This is a genomic window from Volucribacter psittacicida (genome assembly GCF_004339025.1).
Taxonomy (GTDB): Bacteria; Pseudomonadota; Gammaproteobacteria; order Enterobacterales; family Pasteurellaceae; genus Volucribacter; species Volucribacter psittacicida.
This window is the reverse complement of the sequence record NZ_SMFT01000002.1, coordinates 248,852-260,352: the sequence shown is the minus strand read 5'-3', so window position 1 is coordinate 260,352 and position 11,501 is coordinate 248,852. Positions and strand designations below refer to the sequence as shown.

At 38.7% G+C, this 11,501-nt stretch carries 12 protein-coding genes, 1 tRNA gene and 1 riboswitch; of the genes, 9 read left to right on the top strand and 4 right to left on the bottom strand.

Translation table 11 applies throughout. The features are described 5' to 3' along the window. Positions 1–71: 71 nt before the first annotated feature. The 4 genes from apbC (at position 72) to EV694_RS04570 (ending at position 3,937) form a co-directional block, all read left to right on the top strand. Positions 72–1,181 carry an iron-sulfur cluster carrier protein ApbC gene (apbC, locus tag EV694_RS04585; RefSeq protein ID WP_132689916.1) on the top strand — a complete coding sequence of 370 codons (1,110 nt, stop codon included), beginning with the start codon at positions 72–74 and terminating at the stop codon, positions 1,179–1,181. 86 nt (positions 1,182–1,267) lie between these two features. Beyond that, complete coding sequence (mltG, locus tag EV694_RS04580) at positions 1,268–2,320, top strand: endolytic transglycosylase MltG (RefSeq protein ID WP_132689914.1); 1,053 nt, start codon at positions 1,268–1,270, stop codon at positions 2,318–2,320. After that, complete coding sequence (gene tmk / locus EV694_RS04575) at positions 2,317–2,961, top strand: dTMP kinase (protein WP_132689911.1); 645 nt, start codon at positions 2,317–2,319, stop codon at positions 2,959–2,961. Before mltG ends, tmk begins: the two co-directional genes overlap by 4 nt. Continuing rightward, the gene (locus tag EV694_RS04570) at positions 2,936–3,937 is read left to right on the top strand and encodes a DNA polymerase III subunit delta' (protein ID WP_132689908.1); all 1,002 of its coding nucleotides are present in this window, start codon (positions 2,936–2,938) and stop codon (positions 3,935–3,937) included. The genes tmk and EV694_RS04570 overlap by 26 nt, the downstream gene beginning before the upstream one ends. A gap of 93 nt (positions 3,938–4,030) precedes the next feature. Here EV694_RS04570 and EV694_RS04565 read toward each other — a convergent pair whose 3' ends face one another. The 3 genes from EV694_RS04565 to dnaQ all read right to left on the bottom strand — a co-directional run bounded on the left by EV694_RS04565 (position 4,031) and on the right by dnaQ (position 6,786). After that, positions 4,031–5,512: a nicotinate phosphoribosyltransferase gene (locus EV694_RS04565; protein WP_132689905.1), complete on the bottom strand. Its 1,482-nt coding sequence runs from the start codon at positions 5,510–5,512 to the stop codon at positions 4,031–4,033. A 323-nt stretch (positions 5,513–5,835) separates the two neighbouring features. Then, positions 5,836–5,912 (bottom strand) — tRNA-Asp (locus EV694_RS04560). Between the two features lie 97 nt (positions 5,913–6,009). After that, positions 6,010–6,786, bottom strand: coding sequence for a DNA polymerase III subunit epsilon (dnaQ, locus tag EV694_RS04555; RefSeq protein ID WP_132689902.1), 777 nt, complete (start codon positions 6,784–6,786; stop codon positions 6,010–6,012). A gap of 52 nt (positions 6,787–6,838) precedes the next feature. Here dnaQ and rnhA point away from each other — a divergent pair, with 52 nt between their 5' ends. Next, entirely contained in the window at positions 6,839–7,309 is a 471-nt protein-coding gene (rnhA, locus tag EV694_RS04550) for a ribonuclease HI (protein ID WP_132689899.1), read from the top strand. A gap of 16 nt (positions 7,310–7,325) precedes the next feature. On the opposite strand, the gene lysC is transcribed toward rnhA, so the two are convergent. Further along, a complete protein-coding gene (lysC, locus tag EV694_RS04545; RefSeq protein ID WP_132689896.1) occupies positions 7,326–8,678 on the bottom strand; it encodes a lysine-sensitive aspartokinase 3 in 1,353 nt (450 codons plus the stop codon). 83 nt (positions 8,679–8,761) lie between these two features. Beyond that, a riboswitch (Lysine riboswitch) is annotated at positions 8,762–8,970 on the bottom strand. Between the two features lie 246 nt (positions 8,971–9,216). On the opposite strand from lysC, the gene lptC reads away from it, so the two are divergent. From lptC to ptsN, 4 genes are read left to right on the top strand one after another with little or no spacing between them, the layout of a single operon-like run. Next, positions 9,217–9,792: an LPS export ABC transporter periplasmic protein LptC gene (gene lptC, locus EV694_RS04540; protein WP_132689894.1), complete on the top strand. Its 576-nt coding sequence runs from the start codon at positions 9,217–9,219 to the stop codon at positions 9,790–9,792. Continuing rightward, positions 9,776–10,294 carry a lipopolysaccharide transport periplasmic protein LptA gene (lptA, locus tag EV694_RS04535; RefSeq protein ID WP_132689891.1) on the top strand — a complete coding sequence of 173 codons (519 nt, stop codon included), beginning with the start codon at positions 9,776–9,778 and terminating at the stop codon, positions 10,292–10,294. The genes lptC and lptA overlap by 17 nt, the downstream gene beginning before the upstream one ends. A gap of 9 nt (positions 10,295–10,303) precedes the next feature. Continuing rightward, positions 10,304–11,029, top strand: a complete 726-nt coding sequence (lptB, locus tag EV694_RS04530; RefSeq protein WP_132689888.1) for an LPS export ABC transporter ATP-binding protein — start codon at positions 10,304–10,306, stop codon at positions 11,027–11,029. Positions 11,030–11,034: 5 nt separating this feature from the next. Continuing rightward, positions 11,035–11,499, top strand: coding sequence for a PTS IIA-like nitrogen regulatory protein PtsN (gene ptsN, locus EV694_RS04525; RefSeq protein WP_132689885.1), 465 nt, complete (start codon positions 11,035–11,037; stop codon positions 11,497–11,499). Positions 11,500–11,501: the final 2 nt, after the last annotated feature.

The following is an 11,501-nucleotide window of genomic DNA, read 5'->3' as shown; positions in this document are numbered from 1 at the left end:
ATTTATGGTTATTATATTGGGCTGATTTTATATCATGATAAACTTAGCTATATATAAAAATAGGACAGTATATGCCAGTATTTACCGATAATCTTACAACACAACAACAAGCGGGGATTTTAGATTTATTTAAGCAATTTTCTCACCCGAGTTTGCAAAAAGATTTGCTGAGTATTGATGCCGTAAAGAAAATTGAGAAAGGTGGCGACACCTTACGCATTGAGCTACGTTTACCCTTTGCTTGGAATAGCGGTTTTGCCCAGTTACAGCAACAGCTTAGCCCTAAATTGCAACAAGTAAGCGGTTGTTCACAAGTTAAATGGCAAGCTAATTATCAAATTGCTACGTTAAAGCGCGCCAATAATCATCCTGCGGTAAAAGGGGTTAAAAATATTATTGCGGTAAGTTCAGGCAAAGGGGGTGTAGGAAAATCGAGTGTTACTGTCAATTTAGCCCTTGCTTTGCAAGCGCAAGGCGCAAGAGTGGGGATTCTTGATGCGGATATTTATGGACCTTCTATTCCTCATATGCTAGGGGCTACAGATCAACGTCCAACCTCGCCAGATAATCAACATATTATTCCTATTGAAGCCCAAGGCATTTTCTCTAATTCTATCGGTTATTTAATGGAGCCTGATAATGCCACTATTTGGCGTGGGCCAATGGCAAGTAGTGCTTTAAGCCAATTATTGAATGAAACATTATGGCCTGATTTAGATTATTTAGTCATTGATATGCCACCAGGTACTGGCGATATTCAGCTCACACTTTCTCAACAAATTCCTGTAACAGGGGCAATCGTGGTTACCACACCGCAAGATATTGCTTTGCTTGATGCGATTAAAGGAATTGCGATGTTCCAAAAAGTGTCTGTTCCAGTGTTGGGCGTGGTGGAAAATATGTCGGTGCATATTTGTAGCCATTGCGGACAGCAGGAAAATATTTTTGGTACAGGAGGGGCTGAAAAACTTGAGCAAAAATATCAAGCCAAAATCTTGGGGAAATTGCCGTTGCATATTCGCTTACGTCAAGATCTGGATCAAGGCGTACCAACGGTACTTGCTGATCCACAACATGAAATCAGTCAAGCATTTATGCAACTGGCTGAGCAAGTCGCCACTGAGCTTTATTGGCAAGGGTCGGTTATTCCAAGTGAAATTATGTTTCGTGAAGTAAAATAATAGACAGTCATCATATCGCCATTTTAATAGCCTTGGCGATATGTTACACTCTGTTGCTATTTGACAAATCCTAACGAAATATTGTTATGAAAAAATTGCTTGGTTGCTTATTCATTCTTCTTTTATTCGGTGTGGCAAGTGCGGTTTATGCTTGGCATCAACTTGAACAAATACGCTATGCCCCTTTTTCTCAAGCCGAACAAGATAACCCCTATTATTTTACCATTACACGTGGTACAAATAGCCAACAGCTGGCACAACAATTTCACCAAGCAGGGCTAATTTCTCAACCATACTGGTTACCTATTTTATTAAGGCTCAACCCTGAATATGCACAAATTAAGGCAGGGACTTATGAGATAAGTGCGGTCAAAAATCTGCACGATTTATTATTATTATTCAATAGTGGTAAAGAGGCACAACTCGCCATTCGTTTTACCGATGGCGAAACCTTTAAACAACTTCAGCAACATTTGGCTAATGCCCCTTATTTAAACAATCAATTATCAGAGAAAAGCATTGATGAGATTATGCAATTACTCGCGATCCCAAGCTATGCCAAAAATGCTTATCAATGGCAAAGTTTAGAAGGCTGGATTTATCCTGATACCTATCATTATACGCCTTATTCTAGCGACTTAGATTTATTAAAACGTGCCTCAACACGCACCATTAAATTATTAGATCAGGCTTGGCAACAACGTGATAAAGATTTGCCCTTAGCCAATCCTTACGAATTATTAATTCTTGCTTCAATTATTGAGAAAGAAACCGCCATTGATAGCGAACGAGGTAAAGTCGCCTCGGTATTTGTTAATCGGCTAAAACGTAATATGCGTTTACAAACTGATCCTACCGTTATTTATGGTATGGGGGACGCTTATCAAGGCAATATTCGCCGTAAAGATCTGCAACAAGCCACCCCTTATAATACCTATGTCATTGACGGCTTACCCCCTACACCGATTGCAATGCCAAGTGAAAAATCCATTATGGCAGCCGCTAATCCCGATAAAACCGATTTTCTCTATTTTGTAGCTGACGGTTCGGGCGGACATAAATTTAGCAAAACCTTAGGGGAACATAATCGCGCAGTACAACAATATTTACGCTGGTATCGAGAGAATTATCAAAAATGAAAGGAAAATTTATTGTTTTAGAAGGGCTTGAAGGGGCTGGCAAAACCACCGCACAACAAGCCATTGTTAATGTATTAGCGGAATATGGTATCAAAGATTTGGTGTTTACACGTGAACCTGGCGGTACACCGCTGGCGGAAAAATTACGTCATCTGATTAAACACGAAGTGGAAGAGCCTGTCTGCGATAAAGCAGAATTATTAATGCTCTATGCAGCCCGTATTCAGCTCGTAGAAAATGTAATCAAACCTGCACTTTTATCGGGAAAATGGGTTATTGGCGACCGCCACGATCTATCTTCACAAGCCTATCAAGGCGGTGGACGACAATTAGATCAACAATTATTAACCCATTTAAAGCAAGCGATCCTCGCGGATTTTAAACCTGATCTCACCCTTTATTTAGATATTGATCCCGCTATTGGGCTTGCTCGAGCTAAAACAAGGGGAAAATTAGATCGCATTGAACAGCAACAACTGGATTTCTTCCAACGTACACGCAATCGTTATTTACAACTCGTACAACAAGATCCAAAAGCCTTGATCATCAATGCGGAACAGCCCCTAGAAAAGGTGCGTGATGATATTAAACAACAAATACGACATTGGATAGAGAATGAACAACTTGTATCCTTGGCTTGAACCTTATTACCAAGAAATTAGCCAAGCCTTTCAACAAGGCTATGGACATCACGCTTTATTATTCAAAGCCGAGCCTGATATTGGCGTTGCCGCATTAATTCATCATCTTTCTGCTTGGTTGATCTGTCAACAACAGCCAAAACCTTGCCTAGCCTGCCATGCTTGCCAACTGTTTAAAGCAGGCAATCACCCCGATTATTATCATATTTCTCCCATTGAGAATAAAGATATTAGTATTGAACAAATTCGAGAGTTAAGTGAAAAGCTAAATCAGCACGCCCAACAAAATGGCAATAAAGTCGTTTATTTACAAGACGCTCATCGCCTTACTGAAGCGGCGGCAAACGCACTTTTAAAGACCTTAGAAGAACCCCGCCCACAAACCTATTTTTTATTACAAACAGATTTATCTTCCCCATTATTGGCAACCATTTACAGCCGCTGCCAAACTTGGTTAATTCACAATCCTAGCGAGCAACAAGCCAGCCATTGGTTACAACAACAATTACAAAATCATAATGAATATGATCTCACCAGCCTACAAATGGCATTACGCATTACCCATAATCGTCCCCTTGCCGCTTTAACCTGCTTACAACAAAATTGGCTTCAGGAGCGTAATGAATTAATTCGTCAATTTTGGCGTTTTTATCAACGTGATGACATGCTACAAATTTTGCCTTATTTCAAAACTGAGCTGATTTTCCAACAATTAGATTGGCTCATTGCTTTCCTAATGGATAGCTTAAAAGCGAAACTCAATATTCAACATCATTGGGCTTGTCCTGATTTCCAACGAGCCATCCTCCAGTTTGCTCAACAAAATAACCTACAAACCTTGCTTAACGCTAATCAAATCCTACAAAAAGTGCGGTCTGATTTAAAAAATATTAATGGCGTTAATCAAGAGTTAATGCTTATTGATGGGTTAAGTGGGTTGTTATTGGAGAAAGAAAATATAGTCGTCCCGCTTTAAAATAATACAGTGTTGCTATGCTTCGCCGTACTACCTGTACTGTATTCGGCGTGCCACCTTGTTTTATTTTAAATTGGAACGATTATAAAATAGTTAAAATCCTAAGTTTCGCCGAATTTGATCAAAATCGGTAGTTTTAAGCAATTTTCCATTGCAAAATATTTCTTCAAGTAAATCTTGATTAAAATCACTGTTAGCATTCAAATTTTCTATATAACTATCTAAAGATGTTACTTTTACCCTACCTCGTTGTGATTTTTTTAATCCTGTATCGGTTTTTGGAGCTTTAAAAATCGCTTGTTCTTTACCATTAATGGTGATTGATGTTGCTTTCATTGCGAAACCTAAGGTATCGCGACTGAGTTGTTGATAAGTTCTTGAACCGACACCAAATACAATATTACTACTCGCAAAACCTTTTTCTTTTAAGCCCATTAGAATTTTTTCCATTTTGTCATAATTGAGTCCATCACCATAAATGGCACCAATATGACCATCAAGCACTTTATAGCCCTTTTGATTTATCTTACCACCAAATAAATCCCATAAACATTCAATCAGTCCTTTTTGTTCATATTCAGTCTTGGCTTGATTATCACCACAAAGTAGTTTTACGGCATCTCCGCTATCAGGGCGGATGACGACTTTGGCTTGCTCAGGGCGAGCCATAATTTCATCTTTGAGTAAGGGTAAATTAACATTAATGTTATGCCAAAAATCTGTCGTATCTGCCACAATGGATAACATAGTATTAGGATAGAGAGACATTAAATGGCGAAAGGTAGAAAGCTCATCTGGTCCGTGAGCACTCATAACAGAATGCTCAGACGCTGGAATTGACGTACCAATAAGTTTTTGACTTCCGTAATAACGTTCAATATAACAAATAGCTGGAATGGTATCTGTTCCTAAGAATGCGGTTAAATGCCCAGCCCCTGAAATCTCAGCGGCTTCTAAGCCACTCATTCCTCGCATAGAAAAATCATGGGCTTGGAAAGGGATATGCAGATCATTATCACAGGTTTCTTTGGCAAATTGTTCGAAAGTTAATCGGCAGCGACGAGCCATAGAAGCCGAAGTCATCGGTTGCCATAAACAAAGATTAATTAAAGTTTCAAGATAATTGGTTAACCAAAAAAATTTGGGATGTGTATTTTCAATCGTCATGATGGGGACTTTCATTGCAACACTTTTTCCCTCAGCAATGGCTTTAATTTTTATTGGTAAATAACCAAGCTGATGAAGTTGTTTAATATGTTCGCCAGAATCTTCCTGTTGCAAAGTGCGGTAAATAAAATCACGATATTCTTGCAAAACCTCTGCCTGAGGTCGTTGGAAAAAATTATCGTTAAAATAATCAATCAGATACTTTTGAATAAAACCTTGTAAACCAAAACAGACAGCCCTATCAAGATAAGGATTATTATGGTTATCTCTTGGTGTAAAGGTGCTATATATTACTTCTGTTCCCGCTGGATATTGTTTACGATGAGAAACTTTATAGAAATCACAAAGTAAACTAGGGATTGCTGAAGTGTTTTGATGATAAGTATAGGGTGATTTTGTTTCGCTCATAATAAAAAATGAAAAGTATATATTATTTATATATGGAAAATATAACAGCTTATTGGTTTTTATGTAAAGTAAAAATTATATTTTTATTAGGTAATTGATATTTGCTTAACCCTATAGGCTTATGTCAAATACAGTACAAAGACTACAGCGAGATGTATCAACACTATATTCTTTTAAAGGAGGACAAGGATAATGATTGGATTGCTTTAGTTGATTATTAGTTATAGATAATTCTATTAAAGTGCGGTGTATTTTAAAAAAGTTTTAACAGAAAAATAACGGTTTATATTGACATGAAAATTAAATGAGATGTTTAAAAGAATTGGCGGAATGGACGGGACTCGAACCCGCGACCCCCTGCGTGACAGGCAGGTATTCTAACCAGCTGAACTACCACTCCGCTTTGTGTGGTGCATAATAATTGGGATTGATTTGATCGTCAACCCCTTTTTTATGGGTTTTCTATAAATTTGCTTTAACTGATTAGGAAATAAACATTAATGCAAGTTTTGTCCCTTTTCGTATAGTACCCATAAGCATTTATCGCCACTTTTTTTGTTGATCAATTTTAAATATTCTTGATGTGCCGCTAGCTCTTCTTCATTGGGGGTAAGGCATTTTAGTTGATGTTGTGGGGTGTTATATTGAATTTGGCTTTGTTGTGTATCAGGGGTATTTTCTAACGATTGAGGTTCATCAATGATATTTTCATCAAATAAGCTGGTTTGCCCCCCTGTCATGGTGAGATAAACATCTGCTAATATTTCCGCATCGAGCAAGGCGCCGTGTAGGGTACGTTTGCTATTGTCAATGGCGAGACGATCACAGAGGGCATCTAAATTATTACGTTTGCCGGGAAACATTTGACGTGCCAGTTGGAGGGTGTCCGTTACTTTACAGATTTGTTCCGTTTTGATCTGTATTCCTAGTTTAGTAAATTCATAATCCATAAAGCCCACATCGAAGGGAGCGTTGTGAATTAATAATTCTGCCCCTTGGATAAATTCTAAAAATTCATCGGCAATTTCTGCAAAAGGTGGTTTATCCGCTAACATTTCGTCGGTAATGCCATGAACTTTTACCGCTTCAGGATCAACGGGGCGGTCGGGTTTGATGTAAACATGAAAGGTTTTTCCCGTATAGCGGCGATTGATAATTTCCACCGCACCAATTTCAATAATGCAATGCCCTTCGTAATGTGCCCCTAATTGGTTCATACCTGTGGTTTCTGTATCCAGTACAATTTGTCGATGAGTATTAATTTCTAGGTTCATAATAAGTTTTGCGTTATGATCGGTTTATTTCTGGTTATTGTAACAAAGATTTATGCAAAAAAAGATTGAAATTTTTACGGATGGCTCCTGTTTAGGCAATCCCGGTGCTGGGGGAATTGGGGTATTGTTGCGTTATCAACAACATGAAAAGACGCTTTCTCAAGGTTATTTTGTTACCACCAATAATCGTATGGAGTTATTGGCGGTGATTGAGGGATTAAAATGTTTAAAACAGCCTTGTGTGGTGGATTTGTATTGTGATAGTCAATATGTAAAAAATGGGATCACGCAATGGATTTTTAATTGGAAAAGAAAAAATTGGCGAACCAGCAATGGAAGTGCGGTTAAAAATCAGGATTTATGGCGATTATTGGATCAGCAAGTGCAACAACATCAGGTAAATTGGCATTGGGTAAAAGGGCATACTGGGCATAGTGAGAATGAGCGTTGTGATCTGTTGGCAAAACAAGGAGCTAAAAACCCAAGTTTAGAAGATGAGGGCTATCAAGCAGAAACCTCATAGCCCCTTTATTATCCGTTTAAGCGAATAATGCTTGATGTAATTTGCTTACAATATCATCGGCTTGGCTACCATTGACTAACATACAAATGTTATTGGTGCTGGCACCATAGCTGATCATTCTCACATTGTAATCTTCTAATGCTGTAAAGATTTGTTTCGCTACCCCTGCTGCAATATGTAAATCATTGCCAATTAAGGCGACTAATGCCAAGCCTGTATCCACTTTGACATTACAAAGCTCGCTTAACTCGGTAATTAACGCATTAGAGAGTAATTCTGCTCCCGAAGAAGCTGAGCCTGTTTTATCTAAGGTCAAGGCAATGCTCACTTCCGAAGTGGTAATGGTATCTACGGAAATTTTGTGTTTCGCTAAAATACTAAAGACTTTCGCCAGAAAACCTTGAGCATGTAGCATACTTAAGCTAGATAAGGTCAGTAAGGTTTGCTCACGACGTAAGGCAATGGCTCGGAAAGTTGGGCGTAAATGTGGATCCCTTGTTACCCAAGTCCCGCCTTGTTCTGGTGCTTTACTTGATCCTACATAAACAGGAATGTTACTGCGTACCGCAGGTAATAAGGTGGCAGGGTGTAAAACTTTTGCCCCAAAGGTCGCCATTTCAGCGGCTTCGGAAAAGCTAATGGTTTCAATGCGTTTCGCTGCGGAAGTAATGCGAGGATCAGTGGTATAAATGCCAGCCACATCAGTCCAAATTAAAACATCTTTGGCTTTTAGTACTTCGGCTAATAATGCCGCGGTATAATCAGATCCGCCACGCCCTAAAGTGGTGGTTTTGCCCATTTCATCTCGTCCAATAAACCCTTGTGTGATAACTAGTTCGCCATTTTCCACTAAAGGTTTTAGCACCTGATCACAATTATGCTGGGTTTTTTCATCGTTTGGTGCCGCTTTACCAAAATGGCTATCGGTGGCAACCACAGAACGGACATCAAGCCAACTTGCGGTATGACCTAAATCGCGTAATACTTCCACAAAAATTAACGATGACATCATTTCACCATGACTAATCAATTCATCGGTTAATGCGGGAGAAGTGGCTAAGCTCGCGGCTTCAGATAAAGATTGAATACTGGCTAATAAGCGTTCAATTTCTTCGCGGATAATACTGGCGTCTTTGAGTTTATCAAGAATGGCATATTGAATTTGACGGATTTTAGCAAGGCATTGCTCCCGTTGTGCCGTATCACAGCCTTTCGCTAATTCAACTAATAAATTGGTAATGCCAGCGGAAGCCGAAAGCACAACGACACGAGTATTCGGATCGGCAATAACAATTTTCGCAGAGGCTTGCATTGCTTCATAATCTGCAACACTGGTACCACCAAATTTAGCAACAGAATAATTGGACATAGATGATTCCTTTAAACAAGTAAAAAATAAGTTAAGAGAATATTCAGAGAGGGAGCAAACGCAAAGGACAATAATAGAAATATCATTGTAGAAGCGCTCCATTTGCACCAATTTAGGTAAAAATGACAGCCTCAGAGATTCAACCCTAAAGGCCGATAAAGGTTTGTTCGGACAAAACTTTATCTCGGCGAAAACTCCCCTGATTATTTTTGTTAAATTAAACCCTTGATTTAATTTATTGATTCCGAAATCAAAAAAATAACTACCTGAGTAACGCACCTCTTCTGTGGCCTATAGAAATAACGTTAAACCGATTTTTTGTCAATCAAAAATTAAAATTTCGTGGTTTTTATTGAAAATAATAGGGCGTTGTTGGCATACCTCATCTAAATCAAACTCCCTATAAAAAAACAGACGAAAACTGACCGCCCTTTACTTGCGTATTTTTATTGGCGAGCTTGTTAATAAGCATACATTTTACCAGAAACATGGTATTATTAGCCCTTTATATTGGGTGAACTATATTGAGCAAAAATTTATGAATATTCGTTGGAATATTGTGCTATCTCTTGTCGCATTATTATTGTTAGCTTGGTTTTATTCGTTAAACCAACAGGATGAGAGTTTGCATAATCTTATTAAAGCCGAAGAAAGCCCAGAATATACAGGGTTAAATATGGAAACGGTGCTTTATTCGCCCACTAATGGTCAGCGTCAATATGTAGCAAAATCAAGCAAGGTTGCTTATTTTGAAAGTGATGGTCGCACCGAGTTTGAACAGCCGATTGTTTATTTATACGACACAGAAAGCCGTCAATCACAACAACAAAGCTGGACATTGCGTGCGGATCTTGCCACCTTAAGCAAAGAAAATTTGTTATATTTAACGGGCAATGTGGTGGTGCAAAGTTTATTACCTGATTCACGTTTACAACGGATTGAAACCCAAAGTGCGGTGGTAAATTTGACGAATCATAATATTTCTTCACAAAGTGCGGTCAAAATTAATGGACAAAATTTTGTTACCACAGGGCAAAAACTCACTGGAAATTTACAACAACAAATTGCAACCTTACAAGAGCAGGTAAAAACACATTATGAAATTAACAATTAATCACTTTGCCGCTAAAACCTTATTAACGGCAACCTTATTGCTCGCCTCTTTGCATGTTTGGGCATTACAAGATGATACTAATCAGCCGATTAATATCGTTTCTGACAATCAATCTTTAGATTTAGAGCATAATGTGGTGACCTTTACCGATAATGTGGTGATTACGCAGGGTTCCATTATTATCAAAGCACAAAAAGTGGTGATTACACGTCCACAGGATTCAAAACAGCAGGAGACCATTGATGCCACAGGCAATCCTGTTACCTTTCATCAAATGATGGACGATGGCAAGCCTGTTGATGGTAAAGCTCAAAAGGTGCATTATGATTTGTCAAAAGAGTTTTTGACTTTGACTGGGAATGCGGAATTAAAGCAACTGGATAGTAAAATCAATGGTAATGTGATTACTTATGATGTGAAAAAACAACAATTAAATGCGGTGGGATCGCCAAATTCTCGTGTAAGAACGGTGCTCTTGCCTGCACAATTAAAAAATAAATAGGTGATGACTATGCCAGTGTTATATGCAGAAAATTTAGCCAAAAGTTATAAAAGCCGTCAGGTGGTTGAAGATGTGAGTTTACAGGTTAATTCAGGGGAAATTGTAGGCTTACTTGGGCCTAATGGGGCTGGCAAAACCACCACCTTTTATATGGTGGTAGGCTTAGTACGCCACGATCAAGGGAAAATTCGGATTGATGATGAAGATATTAGCCTTTTACCTATGCACAAACGTGCTCAGCGTGGAGTAGGGTATTTGCCGCAGGAAGCCTCGATTTTTCGCCGTTTAAGCGTTTATGATAATTTGATGGCAGTATTGCAAATCCGTAAGGATCTGAATGGACAGCAACGGCGTGAGCGTGCTGATCAATTAATTGACGAATTTAATATTGGGCATATTCGTGATAGCTTAGGGCAAGCCCTCTCTGGGGGGGAGCGTCGTCGTGTAGAGATTGCAAGAGCCTTAGCGGCAAACCCAAAATTTATTTTACTTGATGAACCCTTTGCTGGGGTTGATCCTATTTCGGTGATTGATATTAAAAAAATTATCGTGGATTTGCGTGATCGTGGTTTAGGGGTGTTAATTACCGATCATAATGTGCGTGAAACCCTCGATGTGTGTGAACGGGCTTATATTGTGAGTGCAGGGCATATGATTGCTAATGGCACACCTGATGAAATTTTGAATAATGAACAGGTTAAACGGGTTTACCTTGGCGAGCAATTTAAGCTGTAATTTTTATGAAGTTTACTGAGTTATTAACCCCAGAGAATATTCGGCAAGGGATATTATGTTCAAGCAAAAAACGTTTGCTAGAATTAGTCGCCGAGATGATTGCTCAACAAGGCAATCTCGATCCGCATTTATGTTTTGATAAATTGTTTAATCGAGAAAAAGTAGGCTGTACTTGTATTGGTAATGGCGTTGCAATTCCTCACGCTAAATTGCCAGAGGGCGAAAAACCTTTAGCGGTGTTTATTCAATTAGAAAACCCGATTGAATTTAACGCTGCAGATCGGCGAGAGGTTGATTTATTCTTTGCTATTATGTTGCCAGAACAACAATGCCAAGCCTGTTTACCTATGTTACAAGCCTTAGCACAAAAATTAATGGATAAATCCTTATGTAAACAACTACGTAATGCAAAAAGTGCGGTGGAAATTTGGCAAATTTTTGAAATGGTGGACTTACAATCAGAAACATAAAC